The organism is Alteromonas sp. DY56-G5 (assembly GCF_041414725.1).
Lineage (GTDB): Bacteria > Pseudomonadota > Gammaproteobacteria > Enterobacterales > Alteromonadaceae > Alteromonas > Alteromonas macleodii.
In genome coordinates, this window is sequence record NZ_JANHZQ010000004.1 from 61,660 (window position 1) to 81,359 (window position 19,700).

Annotated in this window: 21 protein-coding genes; all 21 read right to left on the reverse strand. The window is 45.8% G+C overall.

Features of this window, described 5'->3' with window-relative positions; genetic code table 11:
* Window positions 1-2: 2 nt before the first annotated feature.
* Window positions 3-1,070, reverse strand: a complete 1,068-nt coding sequence (locus NO989_RS02895) for a homocysteine S-methyltransferase family protein (RefSeq protein ID WP_156078040.1) — start codon at window positions 1,068-1,070, stop codon at window positions 3-5.
* Window positions 1,071-1,073: 3 nt separating this feature from the next.
* Window positions 1,074-2,012, reverse strand: a complete 939-nt coding sequence (metA, locus tag NO989_RS02900; RefSeq protein WP_039224879.1) for a homoserine O-succinyltransferase — start codon at window positions 2,010-2,012, stop codon at window positions 1,074-1,076.
* Window positions 2,013-2,124: 112 nt separating this feature from the next.
* Window positions 2,125-2,559 carry a DUF2802 domain-containing protein gene (locus NO989_RS02905; protein ID WP_014948655.1) on the reverse strand — a complete coding sequence of 145 codons (435 nt, stop codon included), beginning with the start codon at window positions 2,557-2,559 and terminating at the stop codon, window positions 2,125-2,127.
* Between the two features lie 59 nt (window positions 2,560-2,618).
* A complete protein-coding gene (locus NO989_RS02910; RefSeq protein ID WP_014948654.1) occupies window positions 2,619-3,110 on the reverse strand; it encodes a chemotaxis protein CheW in 492 nt (163 codons plus the stop codon).
* 17 nt (window positions 3,111-3,127) lie between these two features.
* Window positions 3,128-3,934, reverse strand: a complete 807-nt coding sequence (locus NO989_RS02915) for a chemotaxis protein CheW (protein WP_014948653.1) — start codon at window positions 3,932-3,934, stop codon at window positions 3,128-3,130.
* A 7-nt stretch (window positions 3,935-3,941) separates the two neighbouring features.
* Complete coding sequence (locus NO989_RS02920; protein ID WP_014948652.1) at window positions 3,942-4,706, reverse strand: ParA family protein; 765 nt, start codon at window positions 4,704-4,706, stop codon at window positions 3,942-3,944.
* 28 nt (window positions 4,707-4,734) lie between these two features.
* Window positions 4,735-5,865, reverse strand: a complete 1,131-nt coding sequence (locus tag NO989_RS02925; protein WP_014975914.1) for a chemotaxis response regulator protein-glutamate methylesterase — start codon at window positions 5,863-5,865, stop codon at window positions 4,735-4,737.
* A 28-nt stretch (window positions 5,866-5,893) separates the two neighbouring features.
* Entirely contained in the window at window positions 5,894-8,128 is a 2,235-nt protein-coding gene (locus tag NO989_RS02930) for a chemotaxis protein CheA (protein ID WP_049588036.1), read from the reverse strand.
* 12 nt (window positions 8,129-8,140) lie between these two features.
* A complete protein-coding gene (locus tag NO989_RS02935; protein ID WP_014948650.1) occupies window positions 8,141-8,896 on the reverse strand; it encodes a protein phosphatase CheZ in 756 nt (251 codons plus the stop codon).
* 34 nt (window positions 8,897-8,930) lie between these two features.
* Window positions 8,931-9,314, reverse strand: coding sequence for a chemotaxis response regulator CheY (gene cheY, locus NO989_RS02940; RefSeq protein ID WP_012517682.1), 384 nt, complete (start codon window positions 9,312-9,314; stop codon window positions 8,931-8,933).
* A 36-nt stretch (window positions 9,315-9,350) separates the two neighbouring features.
* Window positions 9,351-10,082: an RNA polymerase sigma factor FliA gene (locus tag NO989_RS02945; RefSeq protein WP_014948649.1), complete on the reverse strand. Its 732-nt coding sequence runs from the start codon at window positions 10,080-10,082 to the stop codon at window positions 9,351-9,353.
* On the reverse strand, window positions 10,079-10,945 hold the full coding sequence (locus NO989_RS02950; RefSeq protein ID WP_014948648.1) for a MinD/ParA family protein: 867 nt from the start codon (window positions 10,943-10,945) through the stop codon (window positions 10,079-10,081). The genes NO989_RS02945 and NO989_RS02950 overlap by 4 nt, the downstream gene beginning before the upstream one ends.
* 5 nt (window positions 10,946-10,950) lie before the next feature.
* Window positions 10,951-12,360, reverse strand: coding sequence for a flagellar biosynthesis protein FlhF (gene flhF, locus NO989_RS02955; RefSeq protein WP_061485040.1), 1,410 nt, complete (start codon window positions 12,358-12,360; stop codon window positions 10,951-10,953).
* Between the two features lie 29 nt (window positions 12,361-12,389).
* Window positions 12,390-14,489 (reverse strand): flagellar biosynthesis protein FlhA, encoded by a 2,100-nt coding sequence (gene flhA / locus NO989_RS02960; protein ID WP_039224872.1) that lies wholly within the window; start codon window positions 14,487-14,489, stop codon window positions 12,390-12,392.
* A 272-nt stretch (window positions 14,490-14,761) separates the two neighbouring features.
* A complete protein-coding gene (gene flhB, locus NO989_RS02965) occupies window positions 14,762-15,886 on the reverse strand; it encodes a flagellar biosynthesis protein FlhB (RefSeq protein ID WP_371342018.1) in 1,125 nt (374 codons plus the stop codon).
* A 6-nt stretch (window positions 15,887-15,892) separates the two neighbouring features.
* Complete coding sequence (gene fliR, locus NO989_RS02970) at window positions 15,893-16,672, reverse strand: flagellar biosynthetic protein FliR (RefSeq protein WP_014978604.1); 780 nt, start codon at window positions 16,670-16,672, stop codon at window positions 15,893-15,895.
* Between the two features lie 12 nt (window positions 16,673-16,684).
* The gene (gene fliQ / locus NO989_RS02975) at window positions 16,685-16,954 is read right to left on the reverse strand and encodes a flagellar biosynthesis protein FliQ (RefSeq protein ID WP_012517675.1); all 270 of its coding nucleotides are present in this window, start codon (window positions 16,952-16,954) and stop codon (window positions 16,685-16,687) included.
* Between the two features lie 8 nt (window positions 16,955-16,962).
* Window positions 16,963-17,718: a flagellar type III secretion system pore protein FliP gene (gene fliP, locus NO989_RS02980; RefSeq protein WP_061485036.1), complete on the reverse strand. Its 756-nt coding sequence runs from the start codon at window positions 17,716-17,718 to the stop codon at window positions 16,963-16,965.
* Window positions 17,711-18,163 (reverse strand): flagellar biosynthetic protein FliO, encoded by a 453-nt coding sequence (gene fliO, locus NO989_RS02985; RefSeq protein ID WP_014948640.1) that lies wholly within the window; start codon window positions 18,161-18,163, stop codon window positions 17,711-17,713. The genes fliP and fliO overlap by 8 nt, the downstream gene beginning before the upstream one ends.
* 28 nt (window positions 18,164-18,191) lie before the next feature.
* Window positions 18,192-18,599 (reverse strand): flagellar motor switch protein FliN, encoded by a 408-nt coding sequence (gene fliN / locus NO989_RS02990; protein ID WP_014948639.1) that lies wholly within the window; start codon window positions 18,597-18,599, stop codon window positions 18,192-18,194.
* Between the two features lie 17 nt (window positions 18,600-18,616).
* Window positions 18,617-19,675, reverse strand: a complete 1,059-nt coding sequence (gene fliM / locus NO989_RS02995; RefSeq protein ID WP_014948638.1) for a flagellar motor switch protein FliM — start codon at window positions 19,673-19,675, stop codon at window positions 18,617-18,619.
* Window positions 19,676-19,700 lie beyond the last annotated feature (25 nt).

Consider the following 19,700-nt stretch of genomic DNA (forward strand, 5'->3'; position numbering starts at 1 on the left):
TCCTAGTGTACAAACGGCTCTAGGCCTGACAAACGCATTTTGGGTTCGAACTGTGGCACTTTTCTTGGCGCAATTCCATTGACCGCGTTAGCAATATCGCGAATGTGTTCCGGCGTACTGCCGCAGCAGCCACCTACAATATTCACTAGCCCAGACTGCGCCCATTCTTTGATGTGCTCGGCCATTTCAGGGCCTTCCATGTCGTATTCACCAAACTCGTTGGGTAAACCAGCGTTAGGGTGCGCTGAAATTAAGCACTCACTAACAGTAGCAACTTCATCTACGTATTGGCGCAGTAAGTCTGGTCCAAGAGCACAGTTTAAGCCGAATGAGAATGGACTGATGTGTCGCATGGAATAATAAAACGCTTCCGCGGTTTGACCAGACAGCGTGCGCCCTGAGGCATCGGTAATCGTGCCAGACACCATAACGGGCAGCGATATACCCAGCTTTTCAAAAACCGACTCTACCGCATAGGCTGCCGCTTTCGCATTAAGTGTATCGAAGATGGTTTCGAGCATGATTAAATCTGCACCGCCTTCAATGAGCGCTTCGGTAGACTCGCTATACGCTTCCACGAGTTCGTCAAAAGTAACATTGCGTTTGCCTGGGTCGTTAACGTCAGGCGAAATTGAAGCAGTGCGATTTGTTGGGCCAAGTACACCTGCCACGAAACGGGGTTTGTCTGGTGTCTTTGCTGTGAACTCATCGGCAGCTTTACGCGCCAATTTAGCTGCAGCTAAATTAATATCACGGGATTGAGCCTGCATATCGTAATCGGCCATAGCGATAGTCGTAGCATTAAACGTATTCGTTTCAATAATGTCCGCGCCAGCTTCAAAGTAATCACAGTGAATTTGATAGATGATATCGGGCTGGGTAAGAACCAGCAAATCGTTGTTACCCTTAACATCGCAGTGCCAGTCGGCAAACTGTGTTCCGCGATAATCTTCTTCTTCTAACTTATGGCGCTGGATCATGGTGCCCATGGCGCCATCTAATATAAGGATGCGCTTTTTAGCGGCTTCTGTAAGCGTTGCTTGCGCGCTAGAATTTGGTCTTTGGCTCACGTGCTACCTCTTTGGCTGTGACTTTTCAGCAAGCTGACTTAAATCGTAAGGCGTGGTCTGATAGACATAATAATTCAGCCAGTTTGTAAACAATAGGCTACCGTGTGAGCGCCACTGTACAATAGGAGACTTGGCTGGATCATCCCCTTCAAAATAATTTTTTGGAATTACTGGCGTTTGTCCCGCGGCAATATCTCGAAAATACTCGTCTTTAAGTGTATCTGGATCGTATTCCGGGTGACCCGTTACAAATACCATGCGCTTATCTTCTGACGCCACAATATAAGCGCCTACATCGTCAGACTCTGCAACAACACTAAGTCCATCGACGCTGTTATACAACGAGGTGTTAATATGCCCATAACGGGAATGTGGTGCGTAAAAAGAAGGATCAAAGCCTCTTAATAGCTCATTGTTCGGGTCATTCACTTTATGTTTAAAGACACCTGAAAACTTTTCGTCTCTAAGCTCTCGTGTAATGCCGTAAAAGTGATACATGGCGGCGTGAGCAGCCCAACATAAGTAAAGGGTTGAGTTCACGTGACGCTGCGCCCACTCCAATATGGTGGTCATGGTTTCCCAGTACTTTACTTCCTCGTAATCGATAAGCGCGAGAGGCGCACCGGTGACAATGAGGCCATCGTATTTCTTATTCGCTACCGCTGAAAAGTCGTGATAGAAAGCATCCATGTGCGATTGCGGGGTATTCTTCGGCGCTTGATTATCAATTCGAATTAAATCCACGTTTATTTGCAGTGGCGTGTTCGATAACAGACGAAGTAACTGTACCTCTGTTTCTATCTTGTTCGGCATTAAATTAAGAATACCGACTTCAAGAGGACGAATATCCTGATTGGCAGCCCTGTCCATGTCCATGGTAAAAATGTTTTCACCTAGTAGTACATTCTGCGCGGGTAACTGCTCAGGAATACGAATTGGCATAGAGGGCTCCAGTGATAAATAACAATATCTGTATTGTGTCTATAACTGGCGATATGTCAACATCTTTACGTCTAGACGTCTAAACGTTTTTTTTCTCTGGTGCTCAAAAATACTAATTATTTTGTTTATGCACCATTACCAACATCTCAGCTTCGGCACGAGGAATGTCGCAGGCTTCAATAATTTCATCAATGCTAGCGCCTTGCTTGACTAAGTCCGCCGCACGCTGATATAGGCGTAGGGAAGGATCTTGAAGCTTGAGTTCTCGAAGCTGGTTTTCAATATCAGTTTGCTTTTCGTCTAACTCTTGAAGGTGTCGAGTGATCACCAAGGTGCGTGCTTGCGCCTCAGTTTGTTGATTATTTGCATTTTTAGCAAGGGCTTCAGTGCGGGCAATAGCCTCTGCGTTAGCATGTTCGCTTTCGCTTAATGCAGAACGCAACTGCTTAATGTGTGAATACAGCACACCCATCGCGGCGATGAGTATAACTACAAGAATACACAATATGAGTTCTAATAAGGTAGGTGCAGCAAGCTGCCAATCCATGGACATAACCCTTGGGGAAATGTAGGCAGTATTATAATCAATACCGCCTATTCATTTATTTAGATGTTGCTAAGCTCATCCCACTCTTCGTCGCTTAACAATTTATTAAGATCTACAAGAATAAGCAGTTCGCCGTCGCGGTTACTTACACCTTGGATAAACTTAGCACTCTCTTCAGTACCTACGTTAGGGGCACTATCAATCTCTGAAGATTTCAAGTAAACCACCTCAGCAACACTATCCACCAGAATACCAACCACCTGCTCGTCAGACTCAATAATAACGATACGGGTATTGTCAGTAATTTCTGTTGGCGGTAATCCGAAACGAGCACGTGTATCGATAACCGTTACTACGTTACCACGCAGATTGATAATACCAAGTACATAGTCAGGTGCACCGGGTACAGGGGCTATTTCGGTATAACGCAAGACCTCTTGAACTTGCATCACGTTGATACCGTAAGTTTCTTCACCTAAGCGATACGTTACCCATTGAAGGACTTCGTCGTTGCTGTCGGTGGCGTTATTATTTATTCTTTCGTCGCTCATGAACCTGGCTCCCAATACTATGGCGTCTGGTCGTTACTGCCTAAGCCTTTGTTAAGCATAGATATTAATTCTTCAACGTCAATTAACGCGCACATTTTTTCTTTAACCATCCCTGCTAACCAGGGACGCTTACCTGTGGACTCGCGCCATTTAACATCATCGGTAGTCAAATTGACCGTATTGACTAGCTTTTCACTAGCCAGACCCCACGCACTTTCCCCTAACATTATAAGATATCGGTAGTTAAGCGATTGTGCGAGGTTTTCGTCATATTTTTCTGGCATTACCCATTTTGCAGAGTCAACAACACTTAGTTTAGACTCTCTGTGCAACATTACACCCATAAACCAATCAGGTTTTCCAAATAAAGGGCCAATCTTCTCAATTTGGTGGATCCCACCTAGCGACGTCAAAGGCACCGCAAGTGTTAACCCTGCAACCTCAAAGAATAGCGCCTGAAAGCGAAAACCGAGAGTATCCTTTAGTGGAACTTTTGTTTTTTCAGCGCGGTTTAACGCAGCTTCTTGTTCATTTTCTACTAAAGTTTCTGCGTGAGACTGTTGCTGTTCATCTTCAATTGTCTCTGCTTTTTGCGTTTCAATTAACGATGTAACCTTTTCCGCTATCGCTTCTTGTTCATTCGATTGCGGCTCACTTTCATTGGCGGTAGAAGCAAGTGCCGTTTCAGCCATCTGCTGAGAAGCCTGCTCGAGCAATTTTGCCGTGCGCGCAGTCACATCTTCCGGTGCTTCTGGCTCTTTGAGGAGACTATCAAGGTATGCCTCCATCACTTCTTCACGGGCAAAAGGCGATTGCTTGCTCATGTTCTCGTTATTTCTCCAATACCGCTAATAGTTTCTCGTACGCAGACACACCGCGTGTTTTGGGGTACGCTGCGGAAATGGGAAGCTGTACTAAACTTGCATCCCTGAAGTGCGTGTCGACGGGAATAACTCCTTCCCACACGCGCTCACCATAGTCATTCATTAAGCGCTTTCGCGATGCAAGCGCCGCGTTAGTGCGCTTATCAAACATAGTTGGAATAATCACAGTATCAAAGGATTTGTCCAACGAACGTCCCATGATTTCCATGGTACGAATCATTCTGTCTAGCCCTTTAAGCGCCAGATATTCTGTTTGGGTAGGCACGATAACCTTGTCACACGCTGCAAGAGCGTTAACCATCAGCACCCCAAGCACTGGAGGGCAATCGATGATAGCAACATCAAATTCTCCTGCTATTTTTGCCAACGCTTTTTTTAGGACTAAGCCCATACCTTGTTCGCTACCCATCGTTCTATCTAAGGTCGCGAGCGCCATTGTTGCAGGAAGCACATATAAGTTGTCTAACTTTGTCGGGCACAGACAGTCCATAACATTATCGGCCGTAATGTCATTAGACTTAATAAAAATATCGTAAACTGAATGACTTGACGCTTCTGCATCGATACCGAAGTAATAACTCAGCGATGCATGTGGATCAGTATCAATCATGAGCACTCGCTTGCCTTGCTGTGCAAGCAAGCCGCCAAGGCTCACCGTAGTGGTAGTCTTTCCTACACCACCTTTCTGATTCGCTACTGTCCACACTTTCATATTTGCTGTTCCATTACTGTTCAAACTGCTATCGCATTTCGGTTTGAACGCAACTGCTCATATCATCAATGTTTATATTTTTACTGGATATATTGGCAACGGCTACAGCTTGAGGCATACCGTACACAACACAGGAATCTTGGTCTTGAGCCCAAATCGTTGCGCCTTTTTCCTTGAGCATTCGGCATCCTTCTCTGCCGTCAGCCCCCATACCCGTTAATATAATTCCTAATACATCCCCACCATAAGCTTTAGCCAGAGAACTGAAAGTGAGATCAACACTGGGCTTATAATTCACCTTGTCACTCGCATTTGCGTCAACAATGGCAATGCGTTTATTCGCACCTATGGTTTCTAGCAACATTTGCTTCCCACCGGGAGCAAGATACGCATGACCTGGTTTTAGAATGTCACCGTGCTCGGCTTCTTTTACTCTAATCTTACAGTTTGTGTCTAAACGCTGTGCAAATGCCGTAGTAAATGTTCCAGGCATGTGTTGTACAAGCAAAATGGGGTAAGGAAACTCTGCAGGTAAAGGAGACAGCACTTTTTGAAGCGCCACAGGCCCGCCTGTAGAAGCCCCAATTGCCAAACACTTGTAGTGCTTTCCCGTCGCTCTTACAGACGAAACGGTTGGTTGTTTGGCTGCGTCTTTATGCCCTGATAGCAACCCTGATGTTTTAAAGAACGCCTGCTTTGGCGCATTATCAGGAAGCTTTCTTGCCTCTGTAGAGCGAAACGACGGACGCTTAAGACCAATACCACGACGCGCTATTAAGCGTACTTTTGTACACAACAAGCGCGATGCGTCTTTTCTGTCCTGCGCGATATCTTCAAATTTCTTAGGTAAGAAATCGAGCGCGCCCGCTTCTAACGCATCTAATGTCGCTTGCGCACCATGATGCGTAAGCGAAGAAAACATAAGAATAGGTGTAGGCCGTTTGTCCATTATGGCCTTTACAGCTGAAATGCCGTCCATGACAGGCATTTCAACATCCATCGTTATCACATCCGGCTTAAGCGCTTCTGCTTTTTCAAGTGCATCGCGCCCATTTCTCGCTTCCCCAACAACTTCAAGTTCCCTATCGCCATCGAGTATTTCTTTTACTCGACGACGATAAAAAGTCGAGTCGTCCACGACAAGGACTTTAAAGACCATGGATTATTATTCCTGTTAATTCATCGCCTTACTTGATGGGTTTACGCGCATACCGTTTAAGCAGGCTCGGAATATCTAAAATTAGTGCAATTCCACCGTCTGATGTAATCGTGGCTCCCGCCATACCAGGCGTGCCTTGCAATAATGCATCAAGAGGTTTAATAACCACTTCTTCTTGGCCTATTAGCGCGTCTACTACGAATCCTACTTGTTGTGTACCAATTTGCACTACAACAACGTGTCCCTTTTCTCTATCGATGTTTTTGGGACCTCGAATCAACCATTCACCAAGGAAGAACAACGGAATTGCTTTTGAACGAACTATCATTGTTAGCTGGCCATCGACCGTGTTGGTCTTTTTGATGTCCATATTTATTATTTCGTTCACCGCACCTAATGGTAACGCAAAGGTTTGTTTTCCTACAACAATCATTAGCGTCGGAAGAATGGCTAGCGTTAGCGGAACTTTGATATCCAGTCGCGTGCCTTTTCCTAGCTGTGAATCTATGTTCACGGTGCCGTTAAGTTGGTTAATTTTAGTCTTAACCACGTCCATGCCCACACCGCGACCAGAAATATCACTAATTTCTGTTTTGGTTGAGAACCCTGGCGCGAATATCAAGTTAAACGCTTCAACATCCGACATCCGTGCAGCTGCGTCTGCGTCTAGTACACCGCGACTAATAGCAATTTCTTTAAGCTTTTCAGGATCCATTCCTTTACCATCATCTTCGATGGTTAGAAGAATATGATCGCCTTCTTGAGATGCCGATAGCTGAACCGTACCCATGCGCGGTTTACCCGCTGCAGCACGATCATCAGGCATTTCAATACCATGGTCGACGGAGTTTCTCACCAAATGCACAAGTGGATCGGCCAGTGCTTCAACCAGGTTTTTATCTAAATCAGTTTCCTCACCCACAAGCTCAAGGGTTATTTCTTTCTTCAAGCTTCTAGCGAGGTCTCGAACAACGCGAGGGAAACGACCAAACACCTTCTTGATAGGTTGCATGCGGGTTTTCATTACCGCACCTTGCAAGTCGCCCGTTACCACATCTAAGTTGGCAATGGCTTTGGACATGCTTTCGTCGTTACTGTTGATACCCAAGCTTATTAGCCTGTTTCTCACTAGTACGAGTTCACCCACCATGTTCATAATTTGGTCAAGGCGCTTGGTATCTACACGTACTGTAGTCTCAGCAGGAGGCGCAGCTGGTGCCGCCTTCTTCTCATCTTTTTTAGGCGCTGCTTTTGGTGCAGCAGGTGTGCTTGCTTTAGCTGGCGCTGCGGCGCTAGGAGCAGGCGTCGCTTTTGGCGCAGCTGGCGCTGCTTGTTTCGCTTTTTGAACCGCTTCTGTTGCTGCCTTATCTACAGGAGGCTCTGGCGCCTTTGAAACGGCTCCCTGCTTGGTAGGCCCTTGCCCTGAGCCATGCAGTTGGTCAAGCAGTGCTTCAAATTCGTCATCGGTGATTTCTTCATCACCAGCTTCACTCGGCGTAACTGGTGCTGGAGCTGGTGCATTTGCCTTTGGCGCAGCTTCTTCACCACCAAACTTGCCTTTGCCATGTAAATCATCGAGCAGCGCTTCAAATTCTTCGTCGGTGATATCGTCGTTATCACTAGCGGCAGCAGGTGCAGCAGCCTTTGCAGGTTCGCTTTTAGCCGCTGAGGACTGTCCTGGTGCCCCAGAGCCATGAAGCTCATCAAGCAGCGCTTCAAACTCATCTTCAGTGATTTCGTCAATACCGCCGCTATCACCAGAACTTGGTGCCTGTGCAGTAGGCTCTTCAACAACTAATTCTGGCTCTTCAATCGCGGGCTCAGGTTCTGACACCGGCGCGCTTTGTTCACCAAAAATATTCTCATCTGGAGATTCCGGGCGACTTAGTTTGTGTAACAAGTCTACTAGGTGTGCATCTGCTGGCTCTAATGGATCCCGAGCTTTCACTCGTTCAAACATTTCAACCACCACATCTGTGGCTTGCAGAATAATATCCATCAGTTCAGGGGTTAGTGTTCGTTGACCGTTACGCATTACGTCAAAGACGTTTTCCGCACCGTGACAAATTTCTACTAACTCGGTAAGAGACAGGAACCCTGCTCCCCCTTTAACTGTGTGATAACCACGGAAAATTGCATTTAGCAAATCCGCATCTTCAGGATTGTTCTCAAGATCAACGAGCTGTTCTTGTAATTGTTCAAGTATCTCTCCAGCCTCAACTAGAAAGTCCTGTAATATATCCTCGTCAACATCAAACGACATGCGCCCGCTCCCCTAAAAACCTAAGCTAGACAGAAGATCATCTACATCATCTTGGCCTGACACGACGTCGTCGCGCTTATCGGCATCAATGATAGGGCCTTCTGCCTCTACACCATCAACCTTATCGGCCTTAACGCTAGATGGTTTAGTTTGTTCTGCACCGTCGCGTTCACCAAACATGGTAAGCATGTTAACTAAGCTGTCTTCCACTTCTTTAACCAAGTCGATAACGCGGCGAATAACCTGACCAGTTAAGTCTTGATAACCTTGAGCCATCAATACTTCTGTAAGTAACTGTGTAAGTTTAGCTGACTGTGCCGAACCTTCTTCCAACAATTCGTCTAAGTCTGCGCATAAAGCCTTGAATTCACCCAACTCTATTTGGCGATTCATCAGCTTCTTCCACTCAGGCATAACCTTTTCGATGCGCGCCGACAGCATTTCAGCTATAGGCATGCTCGCTTCAACGGCATCCATAGTAGTATTAGCAGCTTTTTCAGTTTCTTCAATTACGTAGGTTAGGCGGGATTGTGCATCGGGAATATCATCGGTCGCGAGATTTTTAATGCGGTCGTCTATTTGGAAATTATTCAGCGCGTCATGGAGCTGACGCGTCAGTTTCCCTACTTCAGCAAATAACTCAACGTTTTCTTTCATTGAGGCCGCTTCTAGTAGGGCATTGGCTGAAGCGTTGTCACCCTCTTCAAGGTAGGTGACAAGCTGTTTTGCTTCTTCCAACGAAATTGGAACGTTTACATTCGTTGACATCCAGTAAACCTCATTTCTCTGGTGAGCGTCTGGATCAACCTAAACGTTCGAATATTTTATCTAATTTTTCTTTAAGTGTTGCTGCAGTGAACGGCTTAACAACGTAGCCATTAACACCTGCTTGCGCGGCGGCAACAATTTGCTCTTTCTTCGCTTCAGCAGTAACCATAAGTACTGGTAGGTGCTTGAGCTTGTCATCGGCTCTAATCGCGCGAAGCAAGTCAATACCCTGCATTCCAGGCATGTTCCAATCGGTAACTACGAAATCGAAATCACCTTGCTGCAACATAGGCAATGCAGTACTTCCGTCATCCGCTTCCTGGATGTTGGAAAAACCCAAATCTTTAAGTAGGTTTTTGATGATACGTCTCATGGTAGAAAAATCATCGACCACGAGAATTTTCATGCTTTTGTCCAAAATAGCCTCCAGTGAGGGGTTAATTGTTATTAATTTCTATTCTTCGTCAGCTTGCCACGACTTCATTCGTGATTTGAGTTTTAACATGGCCTGACTGTGAATTTGACTGACTCTCGATTCACTTACATCAAGAACCTCACCAATTTCTCTTAGGTTCAGCTCTTCATCATAATACAGCGAAAGAACAATCGCTTCTCTTTCAGGTAATGTCGTAATTGCATGGGCAAGCGCTTTTTGGAAAGCGCCTTGCATTAAATCTTCCAGTGGTGCGTCGCTACCTCGATTTTGCTCTGTCGAAATAACATCTTCTGACACACCTAAATCTTCAATACCTACCAGCTTTCCGGCATTTACTTCATTAAGCATTTGGTGATAGTCCTGCAAGCTTACATTAAGCTTATCAGCAATATCAGAATCTCTAGCATCGCGGCCTGTTTCGCTTTCTACTTGCGAAATTGCTTCAGTGATCGCTCGGCCATTTCGATGAACTGAACGCGGTGTCCAATCCCCTTTGCGAATTTCGTCTAGCATAGCACCGCGAATGCGAATGCCGGCAAACGTTTCAAAGCTGGCTCCTTTTGAACCATCAAAGTTTCGCGCGGCTTCTAATAATCCAATCATGCCTGATTGAATTAAATCGTCTACAAGAACACTAGCCGGCAATCGCGCTATCAAGTGATGCGCTATACGCTTAACCAATGGCGCATGTCTTTCGACTAACTGCGCTTTATCGGTTTGTTGTTGATAAGCGGCTGCCTTGCTGTTCAACGCTGACTTCCTACGGCTTTTTCTGCAACTAATTGTTCAATGAAAAACTCTAAATGGCCACCTGGCTGCGCTGGAATAGGCCATGTTAAGGCTTTACTCGCCAACTGTGTTATTGCAACGGCTGCCGGTGAACCTGGGTAAGCATCGACAATGGCTGTTTGTTTACGCACTGCTTTACGAATGTTCTCGTCAAACGGTACTGTCGCCACTAATTCTAGTGCAACATCTAAAAAACGCCCTGTCACTTTGCTTAATTTACTAAATAGCTCTTGGCCTTCTCGCACGTCGCGCACCATATTAGCCACAACTTTGAAGCGGAAAACACCGTGCTCTCTATTCAGAATTTTTATCAATGCATACGCATCTGTCAATGAAGTAGGCTCGTCACACACAACGACCATGATGTCTTGTGAGGCTTTTGAAAAGCTCAACACCATGTCTGAAATACCTGCCGCTGTATCAACGATTAGCACGTCAATTTGCGAGCGCAGCTCACTAAAGGCACGAATTAGGCCAGCGTGTTGCGTTGGCGACAATTCTGCCATCGACTGCGTGCCTGATGTGGCAGGGGCGATCTTTATTCCGTGCGGACCGGTCACTAATACTTCATCAAGTGTACATTCGCCGGAAAGCACGTGGGATAAGTTTTTCTCAACACGCAAACCTAACATAACGTCTACGTTAGCAAGACCGAGGTCCGCATCGAGAACCATTACACGTTTACCTTGCTTCGCCATGGCGATAGCGGTGTTCAATGTAATGTTTGTTTTACCTACGCCACCTTTGCCACCGGTGACGGCGATTACTTTGATTAACCGTGATTGCTTCATTTTTCTTAAGCTACTCGCTTGGTCGTCAATCATACTGCTTATGCTGTTTTAATTGCGTTGTTACCACTAGTATGATTCAAACCGTACTTTTTATAAAGCTTTGCAGCAGCGGAAACCAAAGATTTCGCTTCTGCAATCTTAATGTCTTCAGGTACTTTTTGACCATCGGTGACATAACTAACCGGTAATTGGTATTCAACCGCTGCACTAAGCACCTCTCCTAAAGAGTAGCACTCATCTAACTTTGTGAAAATACAGCCACTTAGTTCAATATCATCATACGCTTGAATGATTCTCTGCAAAGCAGGATATTGCGTATTTGCTTGCGCTACCAAATATTTTTTAACATTTGGCATTTGTCCGTTATCAAACTGCTTAATTTGTTTAATTAATCGACTGTCTCTTTGACTAAATCCAGCCGTATCAATCAATACTAGTCGCTTATGACGAAGTTGGAATAATAAATCCGCAAGTTCTTCACTAGTCTGCGCTTTTCTCACCGTGCAGCCAATAATCTTTCCGTATGTCGCTAGCTGCTCATAGGCGGCAATTCTATACGTATCGATGGTAATCATCGCAACCGACTCTGCACCGTATTTTTGCGCATAGCGGGCAGCAAGTTTCGCAACGGTAGTTGTTTTACCGGTACCTGTTGGTCCTACTAATGCAACAGCACCTTGTGCGCTAAGTATATCGTTTCCTGTCACATTTATGCGATTAGCCAATAGGTTAAGAAGATATACCCATGCATCTCGTTCGTTGTAATGTGACGGCGTATAGCTAATAAGCTGTTTCGCTAACGCGTTGCTTAACCCCATATCGGTTAAACGGGTGATTAGATATTGATGAACAGGTTTTTGACGTTTGTTCTTAGCTTCCATCAAGTCGGCCACTTGATATTGCAATACATCGCGAAGAGACGCTAGCTCTTCCTTGATTTGCGCAAGCTCCGCTGACTGCGTCACAGCGGTATCATCCATACTTGACGCTTGATGCTCTGGGAAAGCGTTCTGACGAACTGGTTCATGAGAAGACTGCTGTGCTTCTACGTCGTCAATAAAGGCTTCTGAGAAGTCTAAGTGCGAAGCAATTTCATTGGCGTGCTTAGCATTCGCTGTCATTGGTTGGTTGGGTTGCGCGGGACTCGCTACGCCATTATTTCCACCGTGCTGCTTTTCTAGCAGTGCTTTAAGGCTATCAGGACCGTCGTCACCAATGATTTCGCTCAAGCTAGGCACTGCCTTTTGACCAGGTGTTTTTGCAGCGGCTTGTGGAGACGCTTTCGGCGTAAACAACTTCGCTTCAGGTTCTTTGTCGTAGGCTGCGACAAGCTCAATACCGTCAGCGACTTTGCGATTTGACATGATCACAGCGTCACTGCCCAATTCAGCTTTAACTTGGCTTAACGCCTCACGCATATCTTTGCCGAAGAAACGTCTAATTTTCATTGCAACCTCTCCAATCACCCAGTGTCAGATTATTGACCGACCGAACTGACTATTTTTATTTGTTTGTCGTCAGGCACTTCTTGGTAAGACAGAACATGAAGCCCAACAACCGAATATTTTAAGAAGCGAGACAGAACGGGTCGTAGCATGCCTGAGGTAAGGAGTACTGCAGGCTCTCCTTCTAACTCTTGCTGCTGACTGGCTTGCTGCAATGATTTTTGCAGCTTGTCTGCCAGGCCTGGTTCTATGCCAGCGCCATCTTCGCCACCTGCTTGAAGTGACTGGTGCAACATCTGTTCCAACTCTGGCGCCAAGGTTATGACAGGTATCTCTTTTGCACCTTGAGTAATTTCTTGGACAATTAAACGTTTAAGGGCAATACGCACTGCGGACACTAAAACATCGGGGTCTTGGCTGCGCGTGCCGTACTCACTGAGTGTTTGCACGATTGTACGCATATCGCGAATAGGCACGCCTTCAAACAATAAGGTTTGCAGTACTTTCACGACGGTGCTTAGCGGAAGGATGTCTGGTACTAACCCTTCAACCAGTTTCGGATGCTGCTTGGCAAGCATATCAAGAAGTTGTTGCGCTTCCTCGTGCCCTAATAATTGATATGCATTGTTAGAAAGTAATTGGCTTAAATGGGTCGCTACAACGGTCGCAGCGTCTACAACTGTGTACCCAAGGGTTTGTGCATGCTCCCGTTTGTTGGGCTTAATCCATACTGCGTCTAAGCCAAACGCGGGGTCTTTAGTGGCACGCCCTTCTAATTTACCGAACACTTGCCCTGGATTAATAGCAAGTTCTTCATCGTGACTGATGATGGAATCCCCAATCGTTACGCCTAGCATAGCGATGGTGTAAGTGTTGGGCTCTAAATCCAAGTTATCGCGAATGTGGACAGGCGGAATAAGGAAACCCAGCTCTTGCGATAGTTTCTTACGTACGCCTTTAATGCGCGTCAACAACTCGCCACCTTGGGATTTATCGACAAGAGGAATTAAACGATAGCCCACTTCCAATCCGATGGTATCTACCTGCTGAACATCATCCCAGCCAAGCTCTTTCACTTCAGGCGCAACCGATTCATCTTTTACCACATTGTCTGGCACTTTGGGCTCTGCGGCCTTTCTCTTTTCTTGGACCGACTGCCAGTAAGCAAAGCCTGCAATCAAGAATGAGAAGCCTAAGAATGCGATATGAGGCATCCCAGGAATGATACCCATCACAAATAGAACGCCCGAGGCTATATAAAGAGCTTGATTATTACCAAGCTGACCGCGGATTTCTTTGCCCATTTCCTGGGTCTCGTTTTCACGAGTAACGATAATGGCTGTAGCGACCGAAAGTAATAATGAAGGAATTTGCGCCACCAAACCATCACCGATGGTCAATATGGTGTAGATTTCTATAGCGTTACCGAATGAAAGCCCGTGCTGAATCATGCCAATAAAAAGACCACCGACAATATTAATCAGCATGATGAAAAGGCCTGCGACCGCATCACCCTTTACAAATTTTGACGCACCGTCCATCGACCCGTAAAAATCCGCTTCTGCGGTAATCTCTTCACGGCGTTTACGTGCTTGGTCTTGATCTATATACCCTGCATTTAAATCAGCATCTATGGCCATTTGCTTACCGGGCATAGCATCTAACGTAAAGCGAGCGCTTACTTCTGAAATACGTCCTGCGCCTGCGGTTACAACTTTGAAGTTGATAATAAGAAGAATGGCGAAAACAACAATACCTACGGCGTAGTTACCACCAATCACGACCTCACCGAAGGCTTCGATAACTTTACCTGCTGCATCGCCGCCTTCATGCCCGTAAAGTAAAACAACGCGAGTAGAAGCCACGTTAAGCGCTAATCTCAAAACGGTAGCGATAAGTAACACCAAGGGAAAAATGCCGAAATCTACTGGACGCTGGGTAAGTACAGCCACCAAGATAATGACTAGCGACAACGCAATATTAAAGCTAAACAGCACGTCCAGTAAGAATGGCGGCATAGGCAATATAACCATGCCCATAATTGCCAAAAGGACGATGGGTGCGCCTAAACCACTAGTGAAATTTTGCAGCTGATTTTTATCGAATCGCTGAAGATAACCGGATAACTGCATGGCTTGGTGTCTCTCTATCAGAAAATTGACGCTTTACGTGAAACTGAAGGAGAGTTTTCAACTAACGTGCCAGCTTTGTGTATTACGTAAAAGTTATCCAAATCCGAGCTGTAATCATGCGTGATTACTGTCTACAGCGACTTGTATAGAGCGATTAAGATTTTGTATCCGAGGGACATATGAACAGTTTATAATTACGTCACTATTTCTAGGGCCAGCTCTTACCTATGCCCCGCCTTCAAAGTCAATTTTTCACCCATTTAGCGGTTGGGTTAGTGTCGGTACTCTGGTGGGATAGGCAAATCCCGTTTAAGTGGCTTAGGACGTTTGCCCTTACCTGCTTTGTGCGCTTTTAACTGATAAACATGCGCAAGCACCTGCGCTACCGCCATAAATAAAGCGTTAGGAATTTCATCGTCCACTTCAGTGGAGTAGAAAATGGCTCGCGCTAACATGGGTGAAGGGATCAGCGGCACATCGTTGGCGGTAGCAATTTTTCTGATGTGCATCGCTAGCTCATCAGCACCTTTAGCGACCACAACCGGCGCCCTCACTCCCTTCTCATCATACTTGATAGCAACCGAGAAATGGGTCGGGTTAGTCACCACTACGTCTGCTTGTGGTACTTCCTGCATCATGCGCTTGGTTGCAGCCTGATATTGTAGACGGCGAATTCGGCCTTTAACCATAGGGTCGCCTTCCGCATTTTTCCGTTCGTCTTTAACCTCTTGCTTGGTCATCTTCATTTCTTTGTTGTGCTTATACATTTGATAAGGCACATCAATGAGCGCGATAGGGATCATGCCGCACACCAGAATAAGAAACGCCCACTTTAGCATGTCGAGTGCGTGAAAGATGTTTCCCGGATAAAGCTCCATATCAAGGTGGAGCGCTTCATCTTCAAAGAACAGTAACGCTCCGATGGCCATGCCAATTATGACCACCACTTTCGCTATAGACTTGAGTAACTCAACCAAGCCGTTCATGCCGAACATACGCTTGAAGCCTTGAATAGGGCTCATTTTTGAACCCTTAGGTTTTGCACCTTCCCAGGTAAAGTTAAAACCGCCAAGGGCGATAGAGCCATAAATGCCCGCTATCATTGCCACAACCATGTATAGCAGCACGGCAGGGCCTACTGCCGAAAAGGCTTCACCCCATGCGCCAAACATGTGGGTGATATCATAGGTTTCGTCACGAGAGAGAATGAACATTCTCTGAGTAAGTTTAAAAACAGACTCAGCAATCCACCCGCCCACAAACAAGAACATAAAAGCACTGACGATAAGTACTAGGGTCGTAGAGAGTTCACGGGATCGGGCTAGCTGCCCTTTTTTTCGGGCATCTTCGAGTTTTTTCCCCGTGGGGTCTTCTGTTTTTTCGCTTGAACCTGCCATGTTTTCCTACGAACAAATATTCAATAGTTCACACATAAACTGTTCGGCTCTAAACCATTGGGTTTCGAAGTGTGCAGTAAAGTTATCAAGTGTTATCCAAATAATCAGTAATCCCATTACCTGAGCAATGGAAAAACCAATACTAAAAATGTTTAGCTGTGGTGCAGCTTTGGTCATAACGCCAAACGCCAAGTTCACGATAAGCAGCGAGACAATTGGCGCAAGGGAGAGGGTCACTGCCGATATAAACATCCAGCCGGCCCAATGGGCAATATCGCGAAACTGTTCACCGGTCCACCATGCTTCGCCTATGGGAAACGCCTCAAAGCTCATGACTATCATTTGGATCATGGACAAATGCCCATCTAAGGTCCAAAACAATAAGGTTGCTAGAATTAGATAAAACTGGCCGACTGCGGGCACGTTAATACCGTTTACCGGGTCAACGATTGACGCAAACCCCAAACCGGTTTGCATTGCTATAATTTGACCTGCAAGCACGAAGGTATTGAGCACCATCATTGATATAAAACCAATAGCAATGCCTATTAGCAACTGCTGAATAACGATTAAAAATGTGCCCACATCCACCAAATTTTCTATGGGTGACGGGGGCACTACCGGCATGATAATGAGCGTGAGCATTATACCCAACAAGGCTCTTACCTGCGGCGGAATGGATTTAGCACTCAAGCCAATCATGGCCACGAATAAGCCGCTAATGCGCATAAACGGCAGCAGCATGTCTGCTAGAAATTGATTGATGGTCGCAAGTTCGACTTCCACAGCTTTAGCCTTCTATCCCACAACTTGCGGGATCATATCAACCATTCTGAAAGTAAAGTCCATAAGCTGTTGCACCAACCAGTTGCCTCCCCAGCTCAATGCGAGAAGCGTAACAAGCAAGCGGGGCAAGAAACTCATGGTCTGTTCGTTGATACTTGTCGCCGCCTGGAAAACAGCAACAACTAGACCTACGATCAAGCTTGGAACAATCACCGCAGATACCAACACAATAACCATGAACATGGCTTCTCGCAGTATTTCTACAAAGACTTCTGGTGACATAAGCCCTCCTAGACGCCCATACCGAAGCTGGTCGCCAACGTACCGAATATCAGGTTCCAACCATCAACCAACACGAACAACATGAGCTTAAACGGCAAAGATACAATCATAGGTGAAAGCATCATCATACCCATGGCCATCAATATAGACGCTACCACCAAGTCAATAATGAGAAAGGGCATAAATAGCATAAAACCGATTTGAAACGCGGTTTTAAGTTCACTGGTTACAAATGCGGGGATAAGGATGGTTAGCGGTACTTCATTGGTATCAGCGTATTTTCCTTCGTCTCCGGCTATTCGTACAAACGTTTCTAAGTCTTTTACCCGTGTTTGAGAAAGCATAAACGCGCGCATAGGGCCTTTGGCTTGCTCAAGAGCGTCTAAACTGGTGAGTTGCTCGTTAAGATAGGGCTGTAAAGCTCGCTCGTTCACCTCTTCAAACACCGGCGCCATAATAAACATGGATAGAAACAAACTAACGCCAATGAGTATCTGGTTTGACGGTGATTGCTGTAAGCCAATCGCCTGACGCAGAATAGACAACACCACAATAATACGCGTGAAAGAGGTCATCATCATGATAAACGCAGGAATAAGGCTTAGCGCTGTCATGATAAATAGCGCTTGAAGCGTCATGGTATAGTCTTGAGAACCATCTTGATTGGTTGTCACCGTGACTGCAGAAATCCCCTGTTGAGCATAGGCGGGCTCAACGAGAAGTAATAAGGGCAGTATTAAAAGTAGCCAGGCAAACTTACGCATCTCTCGACTCTTCCTTTGTTTTATTCTTTTCTATGTTGGGATTGAGCTTTCCCGCCATGGCAGCAACGAGCTTTTGTTTAAACGCATCGGCGCCATTTTGCTGCTCGCCTGTGGTTTTGTTCACACCTTTCACAGGCACATCGAGATTCTTATCCAATTTGCTTAAATGAGAGATGTTGTGACTGGTTACACCAATGAGGTGCTGCTCTTCACCTACCTGAATCACCATAATTTTTTCTTTTGTGCCAACAACCATGCTGGCCGCGACTTTCATTTGATTTCCACCCATGGCAGTGACATTAAATCGACGCATCACATAAGCCAGGGCGAAAATGACGCCAACAACGACAAGTAAAGAAAGGAAAATTGACAGTACCGAGGTGGGATTGGTGATTGACTGGGTCGACTGTGCGACGGCTATCTGGCTAAATAAAAGGGGCAGCATTGCGCAACCCCTTACTTTATAAGAAGTTTTATCTGAGCTTCTTGATTCTCTCAATTTGACTAATAACATCCGTTAATCGAATACCGAATTTGTCGTTGACCACTACTACTTCTCCATGAGCAATCAACGTGCCATTAACTAATACATCTAGTGGCTCACCGGCAACACGATCCAGCTCCACCACAGAACCCTGGTTCAACTGTAGCAGATTTCGGATACTTATTTGACTACGACCGACTTCCATCGAAATAGTCACAGGAATATCTAGAATAGTATCTAGCTTTTTCTTTTCTTCTTGCGTAATCGGCGCGTCGTCAGTTAATTCGTCAAGTTCAGCAACTTGTACGTCTTCGTTATCGCCAGCCTCTTGTTCCGCTTCAGATTCGGCTTGTTCGGCCATTGCCGCTGCCCAATCGTCCATACCGTCTTCACTCATGGGAACTCCCCTCTACCTTACAGGTCTTCTTCGAGTACTTGCAGTTCTGCGTCATTATCAATAATGCGCCCACCGCGGGTTAATAACTGTAGCTCAGACTTCACTGAAGTCGGTCTTGCAATCTTCTCTACAATTTTCAGCGCCAAATTGTCGCGACTGCGACCTAATTTAGCCCTGAACGTGGGTAAATCTTCAATTAATACTGTGATGGTTTCTGGCATCTCCACAGGGATGATATCGCCAGGTTTAAACTCCATCACATCGCGAAGCGGTACATCAACGTCTAGCATATGCGTAGTTAACGCTACTTTAACGTCCATGATTTCATCGCGAAGGGCCTTACTCCAACGTAAGTCTGTATCTTCTTTATCGCTTTGAACACCCGCATCAAGCAATTCGCGAATGGGCTCTAACATTGAGTATGGCAAGGACACGTGGAAGTCGCCACCGCCGCCATCTAGTTCGATATGGAACGAGCTGATGACCACCACCTCGGTCGGGCTCACAATGTTCGCCATCGCAGGGTTTACTTCTGAGTCCAAATATTCAAACGACACATCCATGACCGGTGCCCAGGCTTCTTTATAATCTTCAAAGATTATTTTAAGCAGCATCTGGATAATACGGCGCTCCGTTGGCGTAAACTCCCGGCCTTCAATCTTCGCATGATAACGTCCATCACCGCCAAAGAAGTTGTCTACCAGAATAAATACCAAGCGGGCTTCCATGGTGATAAGCCCCGTACCTTTAAGTGGACGGAAACGCACCATGTTCAAACTCGTTGGAACGAATAATGTGTGAATGTATTCGCCAAACTTAATCATCTGAATACCGTTAATCGATACTTCAGCTGAACGTCGCATCATGTTGAACAAACTCACACGCATGTGACGTGCGAAACGTTCATTAACTATTTCAAGCGTAGGCATACGCCCACGCACAATTCTGTCTTGCGAGGAGAAGTCGTACTCGAGCGTAGAAGCATCAGAGTCGCTGCCGCCGACCTCTTCTTCTTCTACATCATCTACCCCGTGTAATAGGGCATCGATTTCATCTTGAGATAATAAATCACTCACCGTCTTCTACCTTACTTAGTCAATG

Coding starts and splice junctions, on each gene's coding strand:
- NO989_RS02935 (WP_014948650.1), bottom strand. CDS start 8,896: ATGTCAACGAATGTAAACGTTCCAATTTCGTTGGAAGAAGCAAAACAG.
- NO989_RS02915 (WP_014948653.1), bottom strand. CDS start 3,934: ATGAGCAAGCAATCGCCTTTTGCCCGTGAAGAAGTGATGGAGGCATAC.
- fliN (WP_014948639.1), bottom strand. CDS start 18,599: ATGAGTGAAGACGGTATGGACGATTGGGCAGCGGCAATGGCCGAACAA.
- flhF (WP_061485040.1), bottom strand. CDS start 12,360: ATGAAAATTAGACGTTTCTTCGGCAAAGATATGCGTGAGGCGTTAAGC.
- fliO (WP_014948640.1), bottom strand. CDS start 18,163: ATGCTGCCCCTTTTATTTAGCCAGATAGCCGTCGCACAGTCGACCCAG.
- metA (WP_039224879.1), bottom strand. CDS start 2,012: ATGCCAATTCGTATTCCTGAGCAGTTACCCGCGCAGAATGTACTACTA.
- flhB (WP_371342018.1), bottom strand. CDS start 15,886: ATGGCAGGTTCAAGCGAAAAAACAGAAGACCCCACGGGGAAAAAACTC.
- NO989_RS02950 (WP_014948648.1), bottom strand. CDS start 10,945: ATGATTGACGACCAAGCGAGTAGCTTAAGAAAAATGAAGCAATCACGG.
- NO989_RS02925 (WP_014975914.1), bottom strand. CDS start 5,865: ATGGTCTTTAAAGTCCTTGTCGTGGACGACTCGACTTTTTATCGTCGT.
- fliP (WP_061485036.1), bottom strand. CDS start 17,718: ATGCGTAAGTTTGCCTGGCTACTTTTAATACTGCCCTTATTACTTCTC.
- NO989_RS02910 (WP_014948654.1), bottom strand. CDS start 3,110: ATGAGCGACGAAAGAATAAATAATAACGCCACCGACAGCAACGACGAA.
- NO989_RS02905 (WP_014948655.1), bottom strand. CDS start 2,559: ATGGATTGGCAGCTTGCTGCACCTACCTTATTAGAACTCATATTGTGT.
- NO989_RS02930 (WP_049588036.1), bottom strand. CDS start 8,128: ATGTCGTTTGATGTTGACGAGGATATATTACAGGACTTTCTAGTTGAG.
- NO989_RS02920 (WP_014948652.1), bottom strand. CDS start 4,706: ATGAAAGTGTGGACAGTAGCGAATCAGAAAGGTGGTGTAGGAAAGACT.
- fliQ (WP_012517675.1), bottom strand. CDS start 16,954: ATGTCACCAGAAGTCTTTGTAGAAATACTGCGAGAAGCCATGTTCATG.
- flhA (WP_039224872.1), bottom strand. CDS start 14,489: ATGCAGTTATCCGGTTATCTTCAGCGATTCGATAAAAATCAGCTGCAA.